This window comes from Rhizobium sp. WSM409, from assembly GCF_057653825.1.
In genome coordinates this window covers 521652-545107 of record NZ_JBYGKP010000002.1, presented here as the reverse complement: position 1 = coordinate 545107, position 23456 = coordinate 521652, and the positions used below count along the sequence as shown (strand labels likewise).

Sequence of the window (23456 nt, the reverse complement as noted above, 5' to 3'; positions counted from 1 at the left end):
CTTACAGTCAACAAGGAAAGAAGACTATGAATCTCACCCACTTCAAGGTCATGACCTTCGATGTCGTCGGTACTTTGATCGATTTCGAAACCGGCGTGCTGAATGCGGTTCGGGCATTGGGCGGCGAAAAGGCCGCCCGCGCTTCTGACGATGCAATCTTCGAACCTTACAAGCGCGGCCGCGACAAGTTCTACGGTCGTTCCTCCTTCGCAATGAAGGATGTCTATCTGTCGCTGGCAACAGAACTCGACCTGACGCGCGATGATGCGACGGCGGAGGCCTTCCAACTCGCCGTCTTGCGCTGGCCGGCGTTTTCCGACTCGGTCGACGCCCTGGCCCGTCTGCGCAGGAATTTCCGGCTGGTTGCGATGACCAATGCAGACCGTACCGCCTTCTCGGCCTATTCCGCGACGCTTGGCAATCCCTTCCATGACAGCGTTACCTGCGATGAGGCCGGATGCGCTAAACCCAACCCGCAGTTCTTCGCTTTCAACAAGGGCCGCCAATCGGCCTCCGGCTTCAAACAGTCGGAAATCCTGCATGTTGCCCAGAGCCAGCATCACGATATCGGCGTTGCAAAAGAACTGGGCTACACGACCTGCTGGATCGAGCGGCGCCAAGGCCAGCAAGGCTTTGGCGGCACGCCGGAACCCAAGGTGCTGACCAAGCCGGACTTCCATTTTTCTTCGCTAAAGCAGCTTGCTGACGCGGTTGATGCCGAATTGGCCGCAGGCATCCATACCGCCAGCGCAGCCTGATCACGGAACCCAAAAATGATGACCGCCCGTCCTCCTTTCCCTGACATTGCCTCGCTCTGGCAGGCGACAGCTGCCGACCGCCCGGTCTTCGGTGCGCTGACGGGCGGTCGTCACTACGACATTGCCATCATCGGCGGCGGTTACACCGGCTTGTCGACGGCACGCTACCTTGCCCGCCGCGGCCTATCGGCCGTTGTGCTGGAAGCAAGCCGCATCGGCTGGGGCGCAAGCGGACGCAACGGCGGCGTGGTATCGGGCAAGTTCCGGCTTGCCTTTTCCGAGATTGCCCGCCGTTTCGGTATCGACACGGCCCGACGTATGCATGATCTCGGCATCGAGGCCATCGATCATGTCGGCGAGCTTGTCGAGGATTACGGCATTGCCGCGGCCGATTATCAGCCGACCGGGTCGTTACGCTGCGCGCACAATTTAGTATCGCTCACTTCGCTGAAGAAGGAATTCGAATGGCTGCATGAGGCGCTCGGTGATCGCGCCTGCTCCATTTTGTCGGCGGCTGAAATGGAGGCGGAGACCGGCTCGCGAGATTTCCTGGGCGGCATGCTCAACACCCATGGCGGCATCATCCATCCGCTCAATTTCGTGTTCGGCATCGCTGCCGGACTAAAAAAGTCTGGCCTCGATATCTTCGAAAACACCCCGGTGACGGGTCTTCGCCGCGAAGGATCCGGCGTAGTCCTGGAGACAGCGGGAGGCACAGTCACGGCCCGGCAGGTGGTGATTGCCACCAATTCATATTCGGACCTGACCCCCGCCACCTCAGCGGTACGCAAGGCCATCATCCCGTTCCGCTCGGCAATGATCGCCACAGCGCCGCTTTCCGGGCTGTCGGGCAGAAAGCTGCTGGCGTACGGCCGCAGCTACACCGAAACCCGACGGATGATGCGCTGGTTCCGCAAGGCAGGCGACCGCCTGCTCTACGGCGGTCGCGGAGCCTTCGGCAAGAACGATTCCGAGAGCGCCTTTGCGGCCTTGCATCGGGCGATGGTGCGCCAGTTTCCCGAGCTTGCAAGCGTTACAGTCACGCATCGCTGGTCCGGTCTCGTCGCCATGACGATGGACAGCATACCGCATGCCGGACGACTGGATGACCGCATCGTCTATGCGGTTGGTTACAATGGCACCGGCGTGGCACTGGCCTCAACCATGGGAAAGCACGTCGCGGCTATCGTCACTGGTGAAAGTCCCGATCTCGGGCTTCTGACTTCAGAACGGCTCAAACCCGTCCCTTTCTATCCCATCCGGGAACCCGCCGTCCGGCTTGTCGCCGGCTGGTACCAGTTCCTCGATGCAATTGGGCGCTAAGACCCGACATTCAACCATCAAAACGGGGTTCGAAGCCCCGCCACAAGAGGAGAACGGACATGATACTGAAATTTTCTACGCTCGTGCTTTCTGCTTCAGCCTTCGCTCTTTCTGCCGGTCTCGCGTCGGCTGAACAGGTAACTTTCATTTCGCAGGGTGGCGCCTACCAGGAGGCCCAGACCAAGGCCATTCTTGATCCGGTCGCCAAACTGCTCGGCATCACCGTTAATCAAGACAGCGCGCCCGACGCCTGGCCTGTCATCAAGACCCAGACCGCGACGGGAAAACCAATCTGGGATGTCATCGATACACCGACGCAAGACTGCATTCGCGGCGGCCAGCAGGGCATGATCGAGCCTCTTGATTTCTCAGAGATCCCCAATGCCGAGAAGATGCCTGCAGAGTATAAGAGCGCCTATTCGGTTGCATACGAGTTTTATTCCAGCGTGCTCGCCTACAACAAGGAGAAGTTCGGCGACAAGCCGCCGCAGACCTGGGCGGATTTTTGGGACGTGAAGAAGTTTCCGGGGACACGCGCCTTGCGCAATCACCCGCTGGCGACGCTCGAGGCAGCGCTTCTCGCCGATGGCGTCCCAGCCGACAAGCTCTATCCGCTGGATGTCGATCGTGCCTTCAAGAAGCTCGAGGAAATCAAACCCTATGTGACCGTCTGGTGGACATCTGGCGCCCAGTCGGCGCAGCTTCTGGCCGATGGTGAGGTCGATATGGAAATGGCCTGGAACGGTCGTGTGACCGCAGTGGCCAAGGAAGGCGCGCCGATCAGCTACACTTTCAACCAGGGCTTCCTGCAATATACGTCGCTCTGTATCCTCAAGGGCGCGCCCAATCTCGAAACGGCGGTAAAGTTCGTCAATGCGGCTATGACACCGGAGATCCAGGCAAACTTCCCTGCCTACATCGACTACGGTCCGGGCAACCCCGAAGCCTATAAGACTGGCAAGATCTCGGCTGAACGCGCAGCAGAAATGCCAAGCTCGCCCGAAAACGCCGCCAAGCAGGTGCTGGTGTCGGACGAATGGTGGACTTCGCCGGCTGGCGAGGAAGCACAGAAGCGCTGGGCATCCTTCATCCAGCAGTAACCACCGGCCAACCGAGGCCAGAATGAGGAGCGTCATTGATGACCACATCGACAATCAATCCATCGATGCAGCATGATCGCAGGGAGCAGAGGCTGATGCTGTTGCTTCTGGCGCCGGCGCTCCTCGTCATCGTCTCATTGCTGATCGTGCCGCTTGTCTGGCTCGCCTGGCAATCGATCTGGCAGGATGGCGGGTTTACGGTCATCAACTACCAAAGATTCCTGACCGATTCCGTCTACTGGATGACATTCCTGCAGACCTTCCGCATCGCAGTCGTCGTGACCCTGGTGACGCTGCTGCTCGGCTATCCCGTCGCCTATGTGGCGGCGGCTCTGCCCCAACGCTGGAGCGTGCTTGTTCTGGCAATGGTGCTGCTGCCCTTCTGGACCAGTGTGCTGGTGAGAGCCTATGCGTGGCTCATACTTTTGCAGCGAACCGGCATCGTCAATTCCGCCCTCAAGAAGGCCGGCCTGATCGATACGCCCCTGCTGCTGATCAACAATGAATTCGGTACCGTCATGGCGACGATCCATATCCTGCTGCCATTCATGGTGTTGCCGCTCTACGCCACAATGAAGAAGATTCCACCCGAACTGACCATGGCCGGTGCCAGCCTTGGCGGCTCGCCTTTGCATGTCTTCACCCGGATCTTCCTGCCGCTTTCCCTGCCCGGAGTGATCGCCGGTATGGTTCTGGTCTTCGTGCTGACCCTGGGCTTCTACATCACACCGGAACTTCTGGGCGGCGGACGGACCTATATGGTTTCCATGCTCGTTTCTCGCAACATCCAGGTCTACAACGAATGGGGTGCGGCGTCGTCGATCAGCGTCGTGCTGATGCTCTGTGTCTTCCTGATCTTCCGGCTGGCAAGCTTGCTTATTCCGTTTGAACGCATCATGGGAACGAGGTGACGCATGCGCATATCCAACATTCTGCTCTACGGCTTCGTTGCGCTCATTCTCGCCTGGCTGATCATTCCGATCATCATCATCGTGCCGATGTCGTTTTCGAGCGCCCGCTTCCTGACATTTCCGCCGCCGTCCTGGTCGTTGCGCTGGTATGAGGCCTATCTCGGCAACCCAGTTTGGATGCAAGCCACGCGGGTCAGTCTGATCGTCTCGGTTTCGAGTGCTATCCTGGCAACCATTTTCGGCACGGCGGCAGCCTATGCGCTGAACATGACATCCTCCCGGCTGGTGCGCAGCCTGCAGATGCTGTTGCTGCTGCCGCTCGTCGTGCCGATCGTCATTACCGCCGTCGGCGTCTTCCTCGTCTATGCCCAGGTCGGTCTGCTCGCCAGTATGACTGGGCTAATCTTGGCCAATACGATGCTCGGCCTTCCCTATGTGGTCATTTCCGTTCTGGTGGGCCTGAGAAAATTCGATCCGACGCAGGAAATGGTATCGCGCAGCCTCGGCATGAACCGGCTGCGCACCTTCTTCGTGGTCACCCTGCCGCAAATCCGCCCGAGCGTAGTTTCCGGGATGCTGTTCGCCTTCATCTCGGCCATTGACGAGACCGTCGTGTCGCTGTTCATTGCCGGCGGCGAATATCAGACGCTGACCAAGCGCATGTTTACGGCACTCCGCGACGAGATCGACCCGACGATCGCGGCAATCAGCTCATTGCTGACGGCGATTTCCTTCATCCTGGTAATGCTAGTGGCGCTCAATGCCCGTAGCGCCGATCGCAAGCAAGGCAAGGTGGCATGATCGCCGATCACCTGATCCTTGGCGGCGGCTCGGCAGGCTGCGTGCTCGCAGCACGGCTGTCGGAAGATCCGAACCGGACGGTTGTTCTGGTCGAGGCCGGACGCAATATCGCCGCAGGCGATATGCCCGACGCGGTGCGCAGCCGTTATCCCGGCCGTGCCTATCTCGACACCCGCAACATCTGGTCCTCGCTCACTTCGCTGATGGGCTATTCCAGGTCCAACAGCGCGCCACCGACACCGCGCCGCTACGAACAGGCGAAAATCCTCGGCGGCGGTTCGGCGATCAATGCGTTGATGGCCAATCGCGGCGCGCCCTCCGACTACGCGGAATGGCAGGCGCTGGGCGCCGAGGGCTGGGGTTGGGAAGACTGCTTGCCCTATTTCCGCAAGATCGAGACCGACCGCGATTTCAACGGCCCCCTGCACGGAATCGACGGACCGCTGACGATCCGTCGGATTACGAGCGAGAAGATATCGCCGTTCGTCGAACGCGTCATGCAGACACTTGAGACGCGCGGCCACCCGATCCGTCCCGACCAGAACGGTCCTTGGCAGGACGGCACCTTTCACGGCGCGATTGCCGTCAGTGATGCCGGCGAACGTCTGCCCACCTCAATCGCCTATCTAACGCCAGACGTCCGCCGTCGTCCGAATCTCAAGATCATCACCGACAGCACCGCCACCCGCATCCTGTTCGACGGCGTCAGGGCAGTTGGAGCCGAGATTGCCGGTAACATCTCACAGACGATCACGGCGAAGGAGGTCATCGTTGCGTCAGGCGCCATCCACTCGCCGGCTTTGCTGCTGCGCTCTGGCATTGGCCCCGGCGCCGATTTGGGGGCACTTGGCATTCCGGTCATTGCATCGCGTTCCGGCATCGGCCGGAACCTGATGGAGCACCCTTCCATCGCGGTCGCCGCCTACCTGCCGCCATCGATGCGGGTACGCGACCGGTCAGAACACCACGAACAGTCGATCTGGCGCTTTTCGTCCGGCCTACCGGATACGCCGCAGGGCGATATGCACGCCGCCATCCTGTCACGCTCCGGTTGGCATTCGGTCGGGCTTCGGTTGGGCAGCCTGTTCTTCTGGGTCAACAAGTCCTATTCGCGTGGGTTCCTCAAACTTGCCTCAACCGATCCGCTTGTCGAGCCCGAAGTCGATTTCCGGATGCTGAGCGACGAACGCGATCTGGAACGGCTGAAGCTGGCACTGCGTATGGGCGCGCAAACCCTGCGACACCCGCATATGAACGGCTATAGAGGGACGGTATTTCCCTCCAGCTACTCTCCCCGTGTCGCAAAAGTCGCCGGACCCGGCGCATGGAATGCGCTGCAGCGGGGCGCGCTGTCCGCAATGCTTGACCTCGCCGGGCCTCTGCGTGCAGCGCTGGTCCATTCCGCAGTCACGCTCGGCACCACCATCGACGGATTGCTCGATGACGATACAGCTTTAACCGAATTCGTCCGCCGGCATGTCGGCGGCACTTGGCACCCCTCCGGCACCTGCCGCATGGGCGCCCCCGCCGACCCGACGGCGGTGACCTCGCCATCCGGGCGTGTTTATGGCGTCGAGGGACTGCGGGTCTGCGATGCGTCCCTGATGCCGTCCATTCCCTGCGCCAACACCAACATACCGACAATCATGATCGCCGAGCGGATCGCCGATTTCATCCGCAACGGGCAGTAAGCGGCGATGGAGACAGCAATGAACAATGCACAGAAAATCTACATCGACGGCAAATGGGTCGAGCCGATCGGCCAGCAAAGGATAGACGTCATCGATCCGGCCACCGAACAGCCCTTCGCGGCGATCGCCATGGGCAGCGCCGCAGATGCGGAGAAGGCGATTGTCGCCGCCCGATCCGCTTTTGCCGGCTTTTCCGAAACCTCGAAAGCGACGCGCCTTGAACTGCTCAGGCGCATCCTCGTCATTCTTACACGCCGTAACGATGAGATCGGCGATATCATTTCCAAGGAGATGGGCGCGCCGCTTGCAATGGCCCGCAGCCAGCAGGCCGGCATCGGACTTGCGCATTTCTCCGAAACGATCAAGGCGATGGAAGCCTTTGATTTCGACTACATGCAGGGAACCACGCGGATCATTCACGAACCGGTCGGTGTCGTTAGCATGATCACGCCCTGGAACTGGCCGATCAACCAGATCGCCTGCAAGGTTGCCCCGGCGCTTGCCACCGGCTGCACCATGGTGCTGAAACCATCCGAAATCGCGCCGCTCAACGCCATCCTTTTCGCCGAGATCCTGCATGAGGCAGGTGTCCCCAAAGGCGTCTTCAATCTCGTCAACGGCGATGGCCCGACGGTCGGGGCCGTGCTCGCCAGCCATCCCGACATCGACATGGTCTCGTTCACCGGCTCCACCCGCGCCGGTATTTCCGTGGCGCAAGCCGCTGCGCCCACGGTCAAGCGGGTGCATCAGGAACTCGGCGGCAAATCCCCCAATATCGTGCTCCGCAGCGCCGATCTCGAGGCCGCCGTCAGTGCCGGCGTTCGCCGGTGCGTCGACAATTCCGGCCAGTCCTGCAATGCGCCGACGCGGCTGCTGGTACCGATGGAGCGCATGGAGGAGGCCGTTGCCATCGCCGCCCGGACGGCGGATGCCATCATCGTCGGTGCGCCATCCGATCCCGCCACCGATATCGGCCCGGTGGTCAGCCAGCTGCAGTTCGACAAGATACAAAGCCTGATCCACAAGGGAATCGCGGAAGGCGCCGAACTCGTTGCTGGCGGCCCAGATCGTCCGGCCCATCTGAATGCCGGCTATTATGTCCGCCCGACGGTCTTTGCACGCGTTACCAGCGATATGACCATTGCGCGCGAAGAGATCTTCGGGCCAGTGCTGGTCATTCTCGGCTACGAGAGCGAGGATGACGCCGTAACCATCGCCAACGACACGCCCTATGGCCTGGCGGCCTATATCCAGGGTGATCCGGCCGAGGCGCGCGCCTTATCGCGCAAGTTGCGCGCAGGCGTTGTGCGCCTTAACAGCTCCGCTTGGGACGGCGCCGCCCCCTTCGGCGGCTACAAGCAGTCCGGCAACGGCCGCGAATACGGCAAGTTCGGCCTGCACGAATTCACAGAAATCAAGGGCGTCGTCGGCTACGCCGACGATTGAGTAACTTCCAGACCCGAGCCGGAAAGACGGGGCGGCGGGCATACCGGCCCCCGCCCTGATCGACAGAAAGCTGGACCATTGAGGAAGACGAAATGCTGAATCTGAAAGATCCCACCCTGTTCGCCGACAAGGCCCTGATCGGTGGCGCCTGGCTATCGGCCGGCTCGGGCGCCACGGTAGCCGTCGACAATCCCGCCACCGGAAACGTCATTGGCCATATCCCCGATTGCGGTGCGCGCGACACGCAGTCAGCCATTGCGGCGGCCTCGGAGGCTTTGCGGACATGGCGTCTGACGTCGCCTGGAGAGCGATCCCGCCTTCTGGAACGCTGGCACGCTTTGATGCTGGAACATGTCGACGATCTGGGCGAGATCATGACGGCCGAGCAGGGCAAGCCGCTGGCGGAAGCGCGCGGCGAGGTTCTCTACGGCGCATCCTTCATCAAATGGTTCGCCGAGGAAGCGCGACGCACTTACGGCATGACATTGCCCGCCCCTTCTGCCGACCGGCGTATTCTCCTGACCAAGGAGCCGGTCGGCGTTGCCGCCATCATAACGCCCTGGAATTTTCCCAATGCGATGATCACCCGCAAATGCGGCCCGGCTTTGGCAGCCGGCTGCACGGTCGTCATAAAGCCTTCGGAATTCACTCCGTATTCCGCCCTGGCGCTCGGCGTACTGGCGGAGCGGGCCGGCATTCCGCCCGGCGTCATCAACATCGTCACTGGCCTGCCCAAGGCGATCGGCGCGACGCTGATGGCAAGCCCCGACGTTCGCAAGGTGTCCTTCACCGGCTCGACCGGCGTCGGCTCGATGCTGATGGCGCAGAGCGCGCCGACCGTTAAACGTCTCAGCCTGGAACTGGGCGGCAACGCGCCTTTTATCGTCTTTGATGATGCCGATCTCGACACGGCTGTCGAGGCCGCCATCGCCTCGAAATTCCGCAATGGTGGCCAGACCTGCGTCTGCGCCAACCGGCTGCTGGTGCAGGATGGCATTCACGATGCCTTCGCCGAAAGGCTGGCGGCGCGGGTCGGCGCAATGCAGGTCGGTCCCGGCACTACCATGGGAACCGATATCGGCCCGATGATCAACGATGCCGCTGTTGCCAAGATCCACGCCCATGTCGCCGATGCGCTGGCGCTGGGGGCCGAGAACATCACCCCACGAGACACCCTTCCTGAAGGCAGCCGCTATGTTGCGCCGATGGTGCTCAAAGGCGCCACAATCGCCATGCGCCTCGCCAGCGAGGAAACGTTTGGGCCGGTGGCGCCGCTATTTCGTTTCGCCGACGAGGCTGAGGCAATCGCCATCGCCAACGACACGCCATTCGGCCTGGCCGCCTATTTTTTCACCGAGAGTCTGCACCGCGCTTGGCGCGTCAGTGAAGCCTTGGAATTCGGCATGGTGGGGCTCAATACCGGCAGCGTGTCGATGGAGATCGCGCCCTTCGGCGGCATCAAGCAATCTGGCCTTGGCCGTGAAGGAGGGCCGACCGGCATCGATGAATATCTCGAAACCAAGGCCTTCCACATGGGCGGCCTGAAGACCAGAGCACTGTAAGACTGCGATTGCCGAGAAGGAGAGAACCATTGGCCGAGCGAACTTATGATATTGCCGTCATTGCCGGCGACGGCATCGGCAAGGAAGTGATGCCCGAAGGCATCCGCGTGCTGGAGGCGGCGGCCAGTCGCTACGGCTTTACGATCAAGCAGAAATGGCATGACTTCGGCAACTGCGACTACTACGCCCGGCATGGCCGGATGATGCCCGAAAACTGGAAGGAGGAGATCGGCAGGCCTTCTGCGATCTTCTTCGGCGCCGTTGGCTGGCCAGACATCGTGCCCGACCACATTTCACTCTGGGGCTCGCTGCTGCAGTTCCGTCGCGAATACGACCAATATGTCAACCTGCGGCCGGTGCGTCTTATGGAGGGCGTGCCCTGCCCGCTCGCCGGCCGCAAGCCCGGCGACATCGACTTCTGGGTGGTGCGTGAGAATACCGAGGGTGAATATTCGTCCGTCGGGGGACGCATGTTCGAGGGTACAGACCGCGAAATCGTGCTGCAGGAAACGATCATGACCCGCAAGGGCGTCGATCGCATCCTTAAATTCGCCTTCGATCTGGCGCAAAAGCGGCCGCGCAAGCTCCTCACCTCGGCCACCAAATCAAATGGTATCGCGATTACCATGCCTTACTGGGATGAACGCGTCGAAACAATCGCGAAAAACTATCCCGATGTCAGCTGGAACAAGTTTCACATCGATATCCTGACAGCCAACTTCGTGCTGAAACCCCAGATCTTCGACGTCGTCGTCGGGTCCAACCTGTTCGGAGACATACTTTCCGACCTTGGCCCCGCCTGCGCCGGCACGATCGGCATCGCCCCTTCGGGCAACATCAATCCGGGCGGCGAGCACCCCTCTCTGTTCGAACCGGTGCATGGTTCGGCGCCTGATATCGCCGGCAGGAATGTTGCCAACCCGATCGGCCAGATCTGGTCGGCAGCCATGATGCTCGAACATCTCGGCGAGACGGAAGCCGCAGCCGGCATCATGACGGCGGTCGAGACGGTGCTGAAGCAGCAGGCCCTCCGCACCGGCGATCTCGGCGGATCCGCCAGTACGCAGGCATGCGGAAAATCTATCGCGGACGCGCTTTCGTGACGCAAATTGGAGAGCAATAATATGTCGAACATGATCGTTTTCGATCTGCAGAATCCCGGCGTCGCGCGGGAAAGCCAAGCCCTTCCGGAACGCCTTGTCGAGGGTAGCCCGTCCTACAAGACCTGGGAACAGGACAATGTGGGGAATGGCCGAATTCGTTCCGGGATTTGGGAGGCGACACCGGGCGCTACCCGATCAATCAAGGGTGAGACTTGGGAATATTGCACCATCCTGTCAGGCGTCATCGAACTTGTCGAAGACGACAAGGAGCCGCGTCGCCTCACGGCCGGTGATACGTTCATCCTGCGTCCCGGCTTCAAAGGAACGTGGCGGACAATCGAAACAGTCCGCAAACTCTGGGTCATCGTGTCGCTGTAGTCCGCTGTGTTGCTGCAGAGCCTCACGGATGCGAACGAGCACCAAGAGCCCGCCCGTCGTCGACGAATTTACTGGTTACTGCTTCAGTGGCCAGCTTCGACGCGGCGGCTTTGTTCCTAGCAGGAATATGCTTGGATGGCTGGATAAGACCAAGCCGAAATGAACGTCGTGGAACCGATGACTTTGGTGCAAACCAAGGTCTTGATAGGATACGAACCTTCGACACTCACCAGCGCCGGGCTCGAGACCGTCATACGACCTCTTGATGCCCGAATTCGCTATTCCTAAATCACCCGCGCTTCAGCGACACAAAGGAGGGAAACGATGGCGTTCGAAACTTTCGCGCAGCCCATTTACGTTCCGGTCGGGGCGGCAGGTTGTCGTTGAGGTCGTCGATCGCTGGGGCTATCAAAGTGGTTTCGACCTCATAACCGGGGCGCGATAATAGCAATAGGCTCATCATCGCTCGGCCGGATGCGTCTCCAGGCCGACGCGCGGGAACTGAGCGCTTTCGGGGCGCTGCAAGAGAGACATATGCTCGGTATTGCCCAGGTTCCTACCTATAATTTCCGCTTTCGTCGCAGCGATGGCTACCGGCGCGATCGGCGGGCCTCTGGTTCAACTCGCAGCTTCCGTCGCTGGAGCGCACTGGAGCGCTTTCGCACTGTTGGAGCCAATGATCTGGTCTGCCGTGCTGGCTGCTCCGCTCTTGTTGCCGATCGGGCTGTCAGTTTCACGGCTCCTGGACCGGTTGAGCAGGAAAGCTCAATTCCGCGAGCGTCGGCGACCGGTGGAAGACTGTTGGCCAGTCGCATAAGCGCAGCGGCGAAGAAGTAATCTTGTCGTGTCTCGATCTGAATCACGTGAACGACGCCGCAAAAAATGCTCACACGCGGCGCGCGCGACCATCTTGAGGATATTCGACCAACCTTGTTCATTCGGACAAAGTTCAAAGCCGCAAACGATGTGCAGATCAGAGTTACCATCGACGAGATCGAGCCAGGCATCTGGCGCCATCTGGTCCTGCCAGTTCATTGGAACCTGGAGCATCTGCATCTCGGAATCCAGGCCGCGTTCAACTGGTGGAACTACCATCTCTATGAGTTCCGCATTGGTGGTCTGCGGTATGGAGACGTTGTACTCCTGCCGGAGGATGCGACCGATGACGACCCTCGGGTGTTCGACCAGAGGGAAGTTCGCTTGCTGGACTTCGAGCAAGGTGCCATCTTTAATTACCACTATGATTTCGGGGATGGCTGGCGCCACACCGTTGCGGTAGAGGAATTCCTGCCGCTCGCTTCTACGCCCAAACATGGGAGCTGCGTCGCGGGCGCGAGGGCGCGGCCGCCCGAAGATGTGGGTGGCGTGTCGGGATATGAGCGGTTCCTCGAGATCATCGCCGACCGCGAAGATCCGGAATACGCCGAAACCATTCGGTGGTGCGGTGGCTACGTTGATCCAGAATGGTTAGATCTTTCGACCTCGGACAAGGATCTCCGCAGTGCTTCAGGCCTCCTTGGGCTCCGGGATAAGGTCCCAAGCTTCTAGCGCAATGGAAAGAGATGACTGCGACGCTCCAGACGCAAATTGCTTGCCGGATCGCGCCAGCAGATTGTCGATCTCTGTACGAATTGTAATCTCGATCTGTGGTTTCCGCATCGGCATCTCCCGGCGTGACGATACAATAGATTAGCGCATACCCCCATCGCCGCAATGACTGCAATGGGCGGCGCAAAGCTGACGGTGCTGTCGCAAACCTCCTGATTTTGCAGCGCAGCAAAAGCCGGGTTAACATACCGAGCAAAATCCGGGAATTTTGAGAGCTAGGACATGGTAAGGGAAGGATCGGAAATGAGACAAGCTGGGATGACAGCGGACGAGTACAAAGCAGCACTTAAAAGCGTCTTGCAGGTTCACACAAACGCAGCCTTGGAACGTCTCAACACCATCAAGCAGTCCCTTCCGCCGAAAGCGCGACAGGTCATGGTGGGAATTCATCCGGGACAAAGCGAGGAAGGTTTCTTCGATATTGTCGTTCACCTAGACGGACCAGACCTTTATGTTCTTCAAAAGGCAATAGCGCCACATCGGTTCTTATTTGAAGTCAAGTGCATCGATGGTCAAATGCAGCCCGATGTTCCCATGTTTGATCCGGATGAAGCCGCCTTCGCCGTAAACGATGCTATCGTGGATACCTGCATGGAGTGGGTTGAAGGCCTTTGGCAACGCCTTGGCGGCGTAGCTCTACCGGCCTTCGTTTTTGGAGAGGAAGGATATGGAACTGTGGAGAGCAAACCGTTGCTTCCGTGAGATCCCATGAAGCGGTTGTCGCGCAAAAGTCTAACATTTGCGACAGATCGGCGGCCCCTGAATTTAAGGGAATTTCCTTCGCAAAAGTCGGTCGCAAAAGTCTGACTTTCACGACTGACTTTTGCGACAGTTTCGCGGCTTACCTCGATGCCACCAGCCGGCGGCCGCCTCAATCCGTTCACAAGCATCAATCGCCGCGCCCATCATTGCCCAAGTCCGGCCGGTGAGGAGCGACTGATAACGCCTCAAGCCTCGCGTGGCGTGCGTCGATGACTGCTTCAATGCGATTTTTGATTTCGGGATCCGAAGTGCGCGCGTGATCGACCAAAGCTCGAATAACCGTCGTCAACGCAAAGTTCTGTGCAGAGCGTGCCAGCAGTTGGCGTTCGCTTCTATCCTTTTCGGCATCCTCCGGACGGTCTTTCTTAACTCGGCGCGCCGGCGACCTGCCACTTTCCCTCTCCCAGTGACAGGCTACGCTGCGCGCTGCATACAAAATCTTCCATGCCGTTTCAGGATCACCTCCCCTGTTCGTTGTCGGGTCGGCTCCGCACAAACGAAAGAACAAGTAGCGCAGAACGCCGTCTGCAAAGTAATCCTGTGGCGAGGCACGTGAACCAACTGCCTGAAGTTCAGATCCAGCGGCCCTGACTGCGTTGTCGATCGCCTCATCGACAGCGGCCATCACGATCCTGTCTGCCTCCAGGATCGGGTCGGGTTCTTCTTGCATGCTATTCTCCAATGTCGGCCGTTTTGCTCACTTGCGAAGAACATCCCACCTTTCTGGATGTCGCTCAATCTGGGTGTTCTCCTGCGGACAAGCCACTCACCAAAATCGGTGTCGCGAAAGCAGACTAGGATTCCACGAACATGGGATCGTGGGAGAGATTATTTGTGCGTGGAAAAAAGCACGGGATCGCGGCTGGCCCGCACCGGTATCAACCCGGAGCAGCCGTGGCCGGGTCCCCAGGTCGGCAGCCTGAAGCTCGGCGACGCATTTGAAGCTGTGAGCCGGCACGACTCGATTGTCGGCGTCGGCAGTCGTTACCGGAATTGCCGGATACGGCTTGCCTGGCCTGACATTATGATAGGGCGAGTACGACAGCAGATTGCGGAAATCCTCCTCCCGCGCAGCATTACCATATTCGCCGAGCCATAAGGCGCCGCCGGTGAATTTGTCGACACGCAGCATGTCCATGACGCCGACGCTCGGCAGTGCCGCCGCAAACAGGTCGGGACGCTGGTTCACGACTGCGCCAACCATCAACCCGCCTGCAGAATCGCCGTAGATTGCAACGCCGTCGGGTGGCGCCACGCTGGGGACTGCCCTCGCCGCGCTTCGCGCTCGAGAAGTCGGCCAAAGCCAAGGCCGAGAAACTTGCGGCGAAAGGCAAGCCATTCGATCTCGAAGAGCTGATCCGGATGGAGGCCGACCGCGGCACGACCAACGTGCGCAAGCTGAATTTTCCGCACTGGACGCGATGATTCGGGGTCGAAAATAGATGTCTCGTTCCGGTTACCAGCTTCGCCGAGCCGGATCCGACCAGCCAGGAGGAAGGCGGCAAGGTACCGAATGCCTGGTTTGCGCGGGACGCCACGGAGCCACTGATGTTCTTTGCCGGCATCCATGTGCCGCAATGGCAGAGTGTCCGAAAGGTCAGGGACGGCCTGACTACCGATGATCTATACGGGTTCTTGACCACAGATCCCAACGACCTGGTGAAGCCGATCCATGAGAAGGCGATGCCGGTTCTGTTGCTAACGAAGGAAGAGACCGACACTTGGATGAGGGGGCCTTGGGATGAAGCCAAGGAGCTGGCCAGTCCGCTACCTAATGATGCGCTGAATGATGCGCTGATCATTTCGTCGCGCGAGCCATACGGATCCACCATCGTCTCGATCCGGAGAGCCGGTGGAACAGGGCAGTCTGCTTTAACGCCTGAACTCAGGGGCTTAAATATCTCGGAGAAACGAAAAGCCTGCCGCGGGAGGAGGTGCGGCAGGCTTTTCGAAAGAATTGAACAACAGCTGGGAGGAGGAGTGCCGCTGTTCCGTCAGGCTCCCCTCGGGAGGAGGAGTGGGTCGCCTGAAACACGAAGCTCTGCGGGAGGAGGTGCATTGCTTCGTTGACCTAAAGATATCAGAGGCTGCCTCGACGGCCAGCGCTCAGATCGCAGTGCAGCCATGCGCATGTTGCAACGCAGCATGAAAATCGCGCTTATGTTTCGGCCATTATGGTCGAAGTGCAGCCTTCTCTCTGCTGGGCTCGAAACCGAGAACGAATTCGATCACCTTGGTAGAGGACATTTCGCAGGGGTTCAGTGCTGACCCCCGCCCAGCCAATCGATAGAGGTTGAAGCTGACGATATCTGTTCCGCCAAGCTCCTCGCCATAGAGCCAGGTTCGTTTGCCATCCTCCGACCGCTTGACGGTCACGCCCCATGATCGATTACCAAAAATTCCGTCAACATAGCCTTCTGGCAATTTCGCAAGCGCGGATTCGAATGACGCAGGAACAGAAAGAGGTGCTTCTCGACTGGAAGTCACGGCGCCAGGCATTCGTCGCAGATCCCGCAGCCATCCTCGTCCATGCTGGATGCCGGGCGCAACTTTCGACAACACGGACAGGTGGTTGCATCCGAAGCGCACGGCTCCTCGCGGTCCGGCGGAAGAATTTCGATGCAGACTTTCGGCAGCAGATCGGCCGCGCTTTGATCCATGGCGATGCTCCTGTTTAGGGTCGTATCAGAGATAGTAAGCGTCAAAGGCTGCACAAGCCGGCAGATCGCTATCAATGAAGGCCAATGCGAATATGACTACAATCGAGCGGCCTTCTTGACGACCCTCCTCTGACCTTGTTCATTTGTGCCATGTTCAAACGCGCGAATGCTGTGCAGATCAGAGTTTCCATCGACGAGATCGACCCGGGCGTCTGGCGCCGGTTGGTCCTGCCTACCCATTGGAACCTGGAGCATCTGCATCTCGGAATTCAGGCAGCATTCAATTGGTGGAACTATCATCTCTATGAATTCCGCATTGGTGGTCTGCGGTATGGCGACGTCGAGACACTAATGGAGGATGCGGCCGATGACGATCCTCGTGTTTTCGATCAGGAAGAGGTTCGTTTACTGGACTTCGAACAATGTTCTGTTTTCAGCTACCATTATGATTTCGGGGACAACTGGCGGCACACCGTCGTGGTCGAGGAATTCCTGACGCTTTCTGCGACGCTTAAACATGGTACCTGCGTCGCCGGCGCGGGGGCGCGACCGCCCGAGGATGTTGGTGGCGTGTCCGGATATGAGCGGTTCCTGGAGATCATCGCCGATCGGGAAGATCCCGAATATGCCGAAACCATTCACCGGTGCGGTGGCTATTTTGATCCAGAATGGTTCGACCTGTCGGTGGTAGACAAGGATGTGCGCAACGCTCTGCGCTCAAACGTCAAACGGCGTCTCTATCAACCGAAACCGAAAACCGCCTCAAAGAAATGAGTTGGGTGAGGGTTCGAAGTGGAACGTCTCGAAAAAAAACCCGAGCCTACATCCATCCTGAACGGCTTCAAGCCGCGTTGGCTCCCGCTTGTCTTTCCCGCCACAGAGAAGGCGAAAGGCCGGTCGCCCGCTTGAAGGCATTGCTGAACGCTCCTTGCGAGGAATAGCCTATCAGGGCGGCAATCGATGCCACCGGCAAATCGTCGTCCCGCAGCGCCTTGCAAGCAATGTGAATACGCCAGCGAGCAAGATAGCCAAGCGGCCCGATACCTGCCGTCGCGGTAAAGCGCGCGGCGAAGCTCGATCGCGACATTGCACAGGCCCGCGCCAGTTCGTGTAGATGCCACGACCGCGCCGGTTCGTCATGCATGAGCTGCACGGCCGGCGCGAGGCGTGGATCGCCCAGTGCGCGCAACCAACTCGGCGGGATGCGGCCGTTGCCGTTCATCTGTGCCCGCAGGATCTGCACGAACAGCAACTGCGCCAGCTGCGAAGCGACAAGAGCGTTTCCCGGAAGGCGCTGCGTGCGCTCGGTCACCAGTTCATCGAGCAACCAGCGAAACCGCCCGGCCTGCTCGGTCGCGCCGTCGATGCGCAGCCACGGCGGCAGGGCTTCAGACAGAAGCGTTCAAGTGGTTGGATCGAGCAGGACATGCCCCCCACATAACTGCAATCCGTTCTTCGCCCAACGTGACGAATGAGCGACCACGACCGGAAAACAGCGCCATCGCGTCGAGCGGCGTCACCGACGGATCGCTCGATACTGTGTAGGGGCGGTGACGCGCTATGGCTCGTCGATGTAGCCAGGATTCTCAAGGAACGCCTCGGCGAGCAGGCGCGAAAGGTATCCACCAAAGAGGTGTCGGACGCAGACATGACGGCCGCAGCCGAGACCGATGCCAAGGTGAGAGCGCTTCTTCCGCTTCTTGGCATTGATCCGTCGGCCAGCGGCGCCAAGGCCAGGCGTGCCCGCCGAGGCGATCGAGGCGGCCGCGCGGAGCATGATCGAGGTCGGCATAATCAACGTGTGAGAGCGCCCCTATGGCCCGAGACGGGGGGACGGGATCGGACCCATCCTGCCGTCTCGCCAGCCTCGAGCGCTTATCGTCGCCAGGTCCTCCCAATTTCTGGAAAGACTGAATCAGAACTTCCCACCGACAGCAACGCCGACTTTTCAACGCAATCCGCCGGCGGGGGCTCTATCTGCTCGCCATAGCGAACGGTAGCTTAACGCCCCGTTCCGAGATGCCTGAACGATCGACATGACGGGCGCCAAGCCAACATTCAGCCAGCTGATCTTCATTTCCAATTTGGCGCTTGCGAAAGCGAGCCAGCCTTGCGCGCCTTGAGCGGGGTCGAACTTAAAACCCCGCGGTTGTTGCACGTCCATCTGATCTGAGGTGTTTGAGACGTCAGAGACCTAGACATCCCGGTTCTCGTCCTCGGTCGCCGCGACTTGGCCGGGCGCGTTGCATCAGCTTATCGGGGGTTGCCAAGGCATCATAGTGATGCGCATCTAGCCGCGTATTTTCCTTTCAATTGTGTCCGGCGGCCCTCATGTCCAAGCTCTTTTCACCGATCACCCTGCGTGGTGTCACGCTGCGCAACCGCACAGTCGTTTCTCCGATGTGCCAGTATTCGGCGCAGGACGGTTTTGCCAATGAATGGCACTATGTCCATTTGGGGCGCTTCGGAATGGGAGGCTTCGGGTTGGTTCTGGTTGAGGCGACCGGGGTCCTCCCCGAAGGGCGCATTTCATACGCCGACCTCGGTTTATGGAAAGACGAACACATTGCCCCGCTTGCCCGGATCGTGAATTTCCTGCACGGCCAGGGTGCCGCCGCGGGCATTCAACTTGGCCACGCAGGCCGTAAAGCCTCGACGCCGGTTTGGCGGGATAAGGCAGATCAGCCAGCAACAGAAGACCAGCGCCGCGCCGTTGGCTTCGAGCACTGGGTTCCCGTAGGGCCGAGCGCCCAATCGAACGACCCAGCCAACGCTGACTATCAGGTCCCCAAAGCACTCGACAGAGACGGCATCCGCCGTGCGGTCGACGGATTCGCGGCTGCGGCTACGCGCGCCAACCAGGCGGGCTTTGACACGGTTGAAATCCATGCCGCGCATGGTTACCTGCTCAATCAATTTCTGTCGCCGCTCGCAAACCATCGAACTGATGAGTATGGCGGTAGCCGCATAAATCGAATGCGGCTTGTTCTGGAAGTGACCGAGGCCGTCCGCAGCGTGTGGCCAGCCGAAAAGCCGCTCATCGTTCGCCTCTCGGTCAGTGACAACAATGCCGGCGGCTGGCAGGTGGACGACAGCGTTGCCCTGGCAACGGAACTCAAGGCACGTGGTGTTGATGCTATCGACTGCTCTAGCGGCGGTTTCGCTCAGGGCCGCATTAGGTCTGCTCCAGCCTATCAAGTCCCGTTCGCTAAGGCGGTAAAACAAGGAGCCGGTATCCCGACTATCGCAGTCGGACTATTGGGCGATGCCTTTGAAGCCGAAGCGTTTATTGAGAACGGCGATACAGATTTCATAGCTTTAGCGCGGGGCGCGCTCAACGATCCCAACTGGCCGCTACATGCCAATCGTGAACTCGGCGGCGACTACGCTCTTTGGCCGGTCCAGACCCGTCAAGTCGCTGAACGTGACCGCGTCCTTTCCTCTCCTCAGTGAAATTTCACCGTGATCGGTTCTAACGGTGGTAGGAAATTCGTTCGACTAGCTGGTCCTTACGCGCCTTGATAGGAATCGAACCGGCGACCCCTCAATTTCGATGTCTTGATACAGCGCCACTGTCGTGGCTATTTCCTCCAGCTTGCGGCAGTCCGTGTAGTAGCGGCTGATCTCCATCGATCATTCACGACATTCTTCGACAGCGTTGCGCCTGGGGCTTCGGCGCATCATCGGGCAGGGTCCAGTTCCCTTTTAGATCTGGTCAGATCAAACGGACAGCAATCCAACGATACACTCAGCAAGACCGAAAGGTCATGATTTTCCGCCTCATGTAGGAATGTCTCCGAGGAAAACCTCAACACGGAGATAGCCATGATCGAAAATTCTTTCCCTGACCATTTAAATCCAAAAGAACATCTTTTTGCAGTGCCGCTGCCGCTTCGCCGCAGCCTGCTGATCGCTGGTCTTTCGGCCCCGGTTCTAGCGGCAATGCCCGCCACTGCGGCAACCAAAACCACCTCCACCAAGGTCAGCAATACCGCCAAGGAAGGCCGCAATATGAATTATGTCACCACCCCCGACGGCGTCGAGATCTTCTACAAGGACTGGGGCCCCAAAGACGCCCAGTCGCTCGTTTTCCATCACGGATGGCCCCTTTCTGCTGACGACTGGGACGCCCAGATGCTGTTCTTCCTTGGCAAAGGATATCGCGTGATCGCGCATGACCGGCGCGGCCATGGACGTTCGGGCCAGGTTAGCGATGGCCACGACATGGATCACTATGCAGCAGATTTCGCGGCGGTTGCCAAACACCTCGATCTTCGCAACGCCATTCATATCGGTCACTCCACCGGCGGCGGCGAGGCAGCGCACTATGTTGCCAAGCACGGTCAGCCGAACGGGCGCGTGGCAAAGCTAGTGCTGATCGGCGCCGTGCCGCCGATCATGGTCAAGACGAAAGCCAACCCCGGCGGCCTGCCGATCGAGGTCTTCGACGGCCTCCGCGCACAGCTTGCCGCGAACCGCGGTCAATTCTACTACGACCTCGCAAGCGGCCCCTTCTACGGCTTCAATCGTGAAGGCGCCAAGACGATTGAGACCGTCGTCCAGAACTGGTGGCGCCAGTCGATGATGGGCGGCGCCAACGCGCAGTATCTCGGTATCAAGGCGTTCTCGGAAACCGACTTCACAGAGGACCTGATGGCGATCACCGTGCCTACTTTCGTCATGCACGGCGACGACGACCAGATCGTCCCGGTCGCCGACGCCGCGCCCCTTTCGGCAAAGCTCCTGAAGAACTCGACACTTAAAATCTACCCTGGCCTCCCGCACGGCATGTGCACGACGCATGCCGAGATCGTCAACGCCGACCTGCTCGCCTTCATCCAGAGCTAGTCGGGTGGGAAGCGGCGCCATCCGCCGCCGGCGCCGCTTCCCGTTTTATTCTGCCAGTGATAACTGCTACCAAATACTGTGTCGGGTACAGCTTCACTTAGGCGTGCGGTGCCTTTGCACAGGCTACCCCCTCGATCGGTTGAGCGGCCTTCGCGCTTGGTACCCTGTTCCTAAACTCCGGAACAGGTCGGGTTAGTCCGGTAGACGATATCGCTGATCCACAGAGAATTTTATCCTCCTTCCCCGTACTCGCCACCGAGCCCGTTGGAAGGAACCGCACATGGCTCTCTTTAGCATCAATGAGCAGCGCCTGGATGAGACAGGCGTCAAACCCCTGGAAACGACCGTGACGCCGGACCGGGAGATGCAGCGTGTGCTACGGACCGCGCCAGTGGAAACCTTCCGAATCGACGATCCCTTCGACACCCGGCTGGCCCGCTGGAAGCATAATCCATTCCACGAGGTCGTGCAGCCCATGACCGACAACGTGATCATGACCTATCTTGGTGCGATGCAGCGCCTGGAACGTCGGTCTGGAGGGGAATATTCGACGGGCATGGGACGGCGTGGCAGCATCACGTTCATCCCGGCCGGCTCCAGTTCACGCTGGGATATCCACGGTCCTATGGATATAGTGCAGCTTTATCTGTCGCCGCAACTTCTGGACCGTGTCGCACGAGAATCCGCAGGGGCAGTACGGCCGCTGAACGAAAGCACGGCGCGGCCGGACAACATCATGGCAACTTTGCTGGAGTTGATCCTCCAGTCATCCGGCGATCCGGTTCACCTGGAGGCGCTTTATCGCCAGCAACTGGCGAGCTTGATCGCCATCCATCTGGTAAAGACCCATAGCGGCTTAGTCGAAGCTGCCGATAAGGCCCTGGGTGGGCTTGCTCCGAGGGTTTTGCGCATGTCGCAGGAGCGACTTTCCTCGGAAAATGGCGGGGATTTTTCGCTGGGCGCGCTTGCCGAAGCCGCCAATCTTTCGCGCTTCCACTTCTGTCGCGCCTTCAAGAAAAGCACGGGGCTCACGCCACATGAATGGCTGCGCGAGAGGCGAATGGAACAGGCGATGGCAATGCTACGCGACCCGTTCCTGCAGATAACCGAAATTGCCGGAACGTTGGGATATGCAACGCTTACCGCCTTCGGCGTGGCATTCAAACGCTATACAGGCCTGACACCTGGCGAATGGCGGCGTACAGTCTTATGACGCGAAACATAGATCGGATTGCTACCGGGATGAAAAGCTACAGCCGACTCTTCGGGAGCCGGCTGCATGTTTTCGTGCAACGGGTGGGTGCAAGATGACCGATCGTTTAGTGCTCGCGCGGCGGAAGGAACCCTTTGACGGTAGCGAGCTCAGGCCAAGGCAGTACCGTCTCGCCCGAAACTCGCCACTCCCCATTCACCCGGCGCAGCCGCAGCTCGTAGAACGCCGGCGACGCGCTATCACTCATGCGTCGGTAAAGAACCGCGGTCGCCTCGTCGCCCTGCTCTTCGATGTGCAATATCCGCTTTTCGGTCGAAAGAGGCCTTTCACCGGCGTCGCGCCGGGCACGGAATTCCGCGAATATTTCCGCCTTGGAGAACCGCGCAATCGTGCCGTCTTCTGTCAAAGCAAGGAAGCCGAGATCCTCCGTATAAAGGTTCTCCATCTCCTCCATACGATAATTGCTGCCCGTTTCCGCCAAGCGATCGATGAATGCGACGATTTCGGGATTATGCTGTTCATTCATAACTGTACTCCTTCAAGCCAAGGTCATGCCGCCATCGACGTGCAGTTCGATACCGTTGACGAAGCTCCCTGCATCGGACGCAAGGAACAATGCGGCGCGGGCCAGTTCCTCCGGCCGTCCCATACGGCCTGCGGGAATAAGGGATGCCATGTGATCTTCGAACGCCGGGCGATCGGCCTCCGAAACACCGAGCTTGCCAAGGATTGCGGTTTCGACCGGTCCAGGGCTCAGGATGTTCACGCGAATCTTGCGTGGCTTGAACTCGATGGCCCAGTTCTTGGCAAAAGCAGCGACGGCAGCTTTCGAGCCTGCATAGACGGTGTGGTCCGGAAGAACCTTAGTTGCGGCGAGCGAACTCGTGACGATGATATTGCCGCCATCGCGGATCAGCGGGGCAATTTCCTGCACGCCGAAGAACACACCGCGGGTATTGGTGGCGAAGTGGCGATCGTAGTCGTCCGGCATCACGTCGCTGGAGGCGGTGAGGTTGATGACGCCGGCATTGGCCATGTAGACATCCAGACCGCCGAAGCGGGTTTTCACCAACTCCGCGAGCATTCTGTGATGTTCCAGATCGCCGACGTCGCCCACCAACCCGATGACGCCATGGCCGATCTCGCCGACCGTCTGGTCGACGACGTCCTGACGTCTGCCGGTGATGATCACTTGCGCTCCTTGTTGCGCGAAGAGAAGTGCAGTTGCTTTGCCGATGCCGCTGTTGCCGCCGGTGATGACGGCAACCTTGTCCTTGAGTTGTTGCATTTGA

The 23456-nt window shown here is 59.5% G+C and carries 23 protein-coding genes and 2 pseudogenes; 17 read left to right on the top strand and 8 right to left on the bottom strand.

The annotated features are described in order from the left end of the window. Positions 1-26: 26 nt before the first annotated feature. The 12 genes from AC25BC_RS26105 to AC25BC_RS26050 all read left to right on the top strand — a co-directional run bounded on the left by AC25BC_RS26105 (position 27) and on the right by AC25BC_RS26050 (position 13383). On the top strand, positions 27-758 hold the full coding sequence (locus AC25BC_RS26105) for an HAD-IA family hydrolase (RefSeq protein WP_128439780.1): 732 nt from the start codon (positions 27-29) through the stop codon (positions 756-758). A 15-nt stretch (positions 759-773) separates the two neighbouring features. Continuing rightward, positions 774-2081, top strand: a complete 1308-nt coding sequence (locus tag AC25BC_RS26100) for an NAD(P)/FAD-dependent oxidoreductase (RefSeq protein WP_128439781.1) — start codon at positions 774-776, stop codon at positions 2079-2081. 59 nt (positions 2082-2140) lie between these two features. Beyond that, a complete protein-coding gene (locus tag AC25BC_RS26095) occupies positions 2141-3181 on the top strand; it encodes an ABC transporter substrate-binding protein (protein WP_128439782.1) in 1041 nt (346 codons plus the stop codon). Positions 3182-3219: 38 nt separating this feature from the next. Beyond that, positions 3220-4092: an ABC transporter permease gene (locus tag AC25BC_RS26090; protein WP_128439783.1), complete on the top strand. Its 873-nt coding sequence runs from the start codon at positions 3220-3222 to the stop codon at positions 4090-4092. Positions 4093-4095: 3 nt separating this feature from the next. After that, the gene (locus AC25BC_RS26085; RefSeq protein ID WP_128439784.1) at positions 4096-4893 is read left to right on the top strand and encodes an ABC transporter permease; all 798 of its coding nucleotides are present in this window, start codon (positions 4096-4098) and stop codon (positions 4891-4893) included. Next, complete coding sequence (locus tag AC25BC_RS26080; RefSeq protein ID WP_128439785.1) at positions 4890-6584, top strand: GMC family oxidoreductase; 1695 nt, start codon at positions 4890-4892, stop codon at positions 6582-6584. The genes AC25BC_RS26085 and AC25BC_RS26080 overlap by 4 nt, the downstream gene beginning before the upstream one ends. A gap of 18 nt (positions 6585-6602) precedes the next feature. Continuing rightward, positions 6603-8030, top strand: a complete 1428-nt coding sequence (locus AC25BC_RS26075) for an aldehyde dehydrogenase family protein (protein ID WP_128439786.1) — start codon at positions 6603-6605, stop codon at positions 8028-8030. Positions 8031-8122: 92 nt separating this feature from the next. Next, positions 8123-9592 (top strand): NAD-dependent succinate-semialdehyde dehydrogenase, encoded by a 1470-nt coding sequence (locus AC25BC_RS26070; RefSeq protein WP_128439787.1) that lies wholly within the window; start codon positions 8123-8125, stop codon positions 9590-9592. A gap of 89 nt (positions 9593-9681) precedes the next feature. Further along, positions 9682-10695, top strand: a complete 1014-nt coding sequence (locus tag AC25BC_RS26065; protein ID WP_245459887.1) for a tartrate dehydrogenase — start codon at positions 9682-9684, stop codon at positions 10693-10695. 21 nt (positions 10696-10716) lie between these two features. After that, entirely contained in the window at positions 10717-11073 is a 357-nt protein-coding gene (locus AC25BC_RS26060) for a cupin domain-containing protein (protein WP_128439789.1), read from the top strand. An 882-nt stretch (positions 11074-11955) separates the two neighbouring features. Further along, a complete protein-coding gene (locus AC25BC_RS26055) occupies positions 11956-12621 on the top strand; it encodes a plasmid pRiA4b ORF-3 family protein (RefSeq protein WP_128439790.1) in 666 nt (221 codons plus the stop codon). A gap of 318 nt (positions 12622-12939) precedes the next feature. Further along, complete coding sequence (locus AC25BC_RS26050) at positions 12940-13383, top strand: DUF6389 family protein (RefSeq protein WP_128439792.1); 444 nt, start codon at positions 12940-12942, stop codon at positions 13381-13383. A gap of 187 nt (positions 13384-13570) precedes the next feature. Here the strand turns inward: AC25BC_RS26050 and AC25BC_RS26045 are convergent, their stop codons facing one another. Together AC25BC_RS26045 and AC25BC_RS26040 are read right to left on the bottom strand one after the other, a co-directional pair. Then, positions 13571-14113 carry a hypothetical protein gene (locus tag AC25BC_RS26045; RefSeq protein WP_128439793.1) on the bottom strand — a complete coding sequence of 181 codons (543 nt, stop codon included), beginning with the start codon at positions 14111-14113 and terminating at the stop codon, positions 13571-13573. 189 nt (positions 14114-14302) lie between these two features. After that, positions 14303-14695, bottom strand: a pseudogene (locus tag AC25BC_RS26040) (prolyl oligopeptidase family serine peptidase); the annotation flags it as partial. Between AC25BC_RS26040 and AC25BC_RS26035 the strand changes: the two are divergent. Beyond that, positions 14689-15319 (top strand): annotated as a pseudogene (locus AC25BC_RS26035) (SOS response-associated peptidase family protein); the annotation flags it as partial. The pseudogenes AC25BC_RS26040 and AC25BC_RS26035 sit on opposite strands and share 7 nt — an antisense overlap. Before the next feature lie 296 nt (positions 15320-15615). Here the strand turns inward: AC25BC_RS26035 and AC25BC_RS26030 are convergent. Both AC25BC_RS26030 and AC25BC_RS26025 read right to left on the bottom strand, forming a co-directional pair. Further along, positions 15616-15942: a hypothetical protein gene (locus AC25BC_RS26030; RefSeq protein ID WP_128439795.1), complete on the bottom strand. Its 327-nt coding sequence runs from the start codon at positions 15940-15942 to the stop codon at positions 15616-15618. Beyond that, positions 15927-16103, bottom strand: a complete 177-nt coding sequence (locus tag AC25BC_RS26025; RefSeq protein WP_164903036.1) for a hypothetical protein — start codon at positions 16101-16103, stop codon at positions 15927-15929. Before AC25BC_RS26025 ends, AC25BC_RS26030 begins: the two co-directional genes overlap by 16 nt. A 150-nt stretch (positions 16104-16253) precedes the next feature. Between AC25BC_RS26025 and AC25BC_RS26020 the strand changes: the two genes are divergently transcribed. After that, positions 16254-16877: a plasmid pRiA4b ORF-3 family protein gene (locus tag AC25BC_RS26020; RefSeq protein WP_128439797.1), complete on the top strand. Its 624-nt coding sequence runs from the start codon at positions 16254-16256 to the stop codon at positions 16875-16877. 67 nt (positions 16878-16944) lie between these two features. Here the strand turns inward: AC25BC_RS26020 and AC25BC_RS26015 are convergent, their stop codons facing one another. Then, the gene (locus AC25BC_RS26015; protein WP_245459888.1) at positions 16945-17469 is read right to left on the bottom strand and encodes an AraC family transcriptional regulator; all 525 of its coding nucleotides are present in this window, start codon (positions 17467-17469) and stop codon (positions 16945-16947) included. A 192-nt stretch (positions 17470-17661) separates the two neighbouring features. Further along, entirely contained in the window at positions 17662-17901 is a 240-nt protein-coding gene (locus tag AC25BC_RS26010) for a hypothetical protein (protein ID WP_487778563.1), read from the bottom strand. A 533-nt stretch (positions 17902-18434) separates the two neighbouring features. Between AC25BC_RS26010 and AC25BC_RS26005 the strand changes: the two genes are divergently transcribed. From AC25BC_RS26005 to AC25BC_RS25995, 3 genes are all read left to right on the top strand, one after another. Further along, positions 18435-19556, top strand: coding sequence for an NADH:flavin oxidoreductase/NADH oxidase (locus AC25BC_RS26005; protein ID WP_128439800.1), 1122 nt, complete (start codon positions 18435-18437; stop codon positions 19554-19556). Between the two features lie 558 nt (positions 19557-20114). Beyond that, entirely contained in the window at positions 20115-20951 is an 837-nt protein-coding gene (locus AC25BC_RS26000) for an alpha/beta fold hydrolase (RefSeq protein ID WP_128439886.1), read from the top strand. Between the two features lie 280 nt (positions 20952-21231). Next, a complete protein-coding gene (locus AC25BC_RS25995) occupies positions 21232-22164 on the top strand; it encodes a helix-turn-helix transcriptional regulator (RefSeq protein WP_128439801.1) in 933 nt (310 codons plus the stop codon). A 106-nt stretch (positions 22165-22270) separates the two neighbouring features. Here AC25BC_RS25995 and AC25BC_RS25990 read toward each other — a convergent pair whose 3' ends face one another. Both AC25BC_RS25990 and AC25BC_RS25985 read right to left on the bottom strand, forming a co-directional pair. Further along, positions 22271-22690 (bottom strand): nuclear transport factor 2 family protein, encoded by a 420-nt coding sequence (locus AC25BC_RS25990; RefSeq protein WP_128439802.1) that lies wholly within the window; start codon positions 22688-22690, stop codon positions 22271-22273. Between the two features lie 12 nt (positions 22691-22702). After that, positions 22703-23452, bottom strand: coding sequence for an SDR family NAD(P)-dependent oxidoreductase (locus AC25BC_RS25985; RefSeq protein ID WP_128439803.1), 750 nt, complete (start codon positions 23450-23452; stop codon positions 22703-22705). Positions 23453-23456 lie beyond the last annotated feature (4 nt).

Coding starts and splice junctions, on each gene's coding strand:
- AC25BC_RS26075 (WP_128439786.1), top strand. CDS start 6,603: ATGAACAATGCACAGAAAATCTACATCGACGGCAAATGGGTCGAGCCG.
- AC25BC_RS25985 (WP_128439803.1), bottom strand. CDS start 23,452: ATGCAACAACTCAAGGACAAGGTTGCCGTCATCACCGGCGGCAACAGC.
- AC25BC_RS26025 (WP_164903036.1), bottom strand. CDS start 16,103: ATGGATCAAAGCGCGGCCGATCTGCTGCCGAAAGTCTGCATCGAAATT.
- AC25BC_RS26105 (WP_128439780.1), top strand. CDS start 27: ATGAATCTCACCCACTTCAAGGTCATGACCTTCGATGTCGTCGGTACT.
- AC25BC_RS26100 (WP_128439781.1), top strand. CDS start 774: ATGATGACCGCCCGTCCTCCTTTCCCTGACATTGCCTCGCTCTGGCAG.
- AC25BC_RS26085 (WP_128439784.1), top strand. CDS start 4,096: ATGCGCATATCCAACATTCTGCTCTACGGCTTCGTTGCGCTCATTCTC.
- AC25BC_RS25995 (WP_128439801.1), top strand. CDS start 21,232: ATGGCTCTCTTTAGCATCAATGAGCAGCGCCTGGATGAGACAGGCGTC.
- AC25BC_RS26045 (WP_128439793.1), bottom strand. CDS start 14,113: ATGCAAGAAGAACCCGACCCGATCCTGGAGGCAGACAGGATCGTGATG.
- AC25BC_RS26055 (WP_128439790.1), top strand. CDS start 11,956: ATGCTCACACGCGGCGCGCGCGACCATCTTGAGGATATTCGACCAACC.
- AC25BC_RS26065 (WP_245459887.1), top strand. CDS start 9,682: ATGCCCGAAGGCATCCGCGTGCTGGAGGCGGCGGCCAGTCGCTACGGC.
- AC25BC_RS26020 (WP_128439797.1), top strand. CDS start 16,254: ATGTTCAAACGCGCGAATGCTGTGCAGATCAGAGTTTCCATCGACGAG.
- AC25BC_RS26095 (WP_128439782.1), top strand. CDS start 2,141: ATGATACTGAAATTTTCTACGCTCGTGCTTTCTGCTTCAGCCTTCGCT.
- AC25BC_RS26050 (WP_128439792.1), top strand. CDS start 12,940: ATGACAGCGGACGAGTACAAAGCAGCACTTAAAAGCGTCTTGCAGGTT.
- AC25BC_RS25990 (WP_128439802.1), bottom strand. CDS start 22,690: ATGAATGAACAGCATAATCCCGAAATCGTCGCATTCATCGATCGCTTG.
- AC25BC_RS26070 (WP_128439787.1), top strand. CDS start 8,123: ATGCTGAATCTGAAAGATCCCACCCTGTTCGCCGACAAGGCCCTGATC.
- AC25BC_RS26090 (WP_128439783.1), top strand. CDS start 3,220: ATGACCACATCGACAATCAATCCATCGATGCAGCATGATCGCAGGGAG.
- AC25BC_RS26000 (WP_128439886.1), top strand. CDS start 20,115: ATGAATTATGTCACCACCCCCGACGGCGTCGAGATCTTCTACAAGGAC.
- AC25BC_RS26005 (WP_128439800.1), top strand. CDS start 18,435: ATGTCCAAGCTCTTTTCACCGATCACCCTGCGTGGTGTCACGCTGCGC.
- AC25BC_RS26080 (WP_128439785.1), top strand. CDS start 4,890: ATGATCGCCGATCACCTGATCCTTGGCGGCGGCTCGGCAGGCTGCGTG.
- AC25BC_RS26030 (WP_128439795.1), bottom strand. CDS start 15,942: ATGCCTGGCGCCGTGACTTCCAGTCGAGAAGCACCTCTTTCTGTTCCT.
- AC25BC_RS26060 (WP_128439789.1), top strand. CDS start 10,717: ATGTCGAACATGATCGTTTTCGATCTGCAGAATCCCGGCGTCGCGCGG.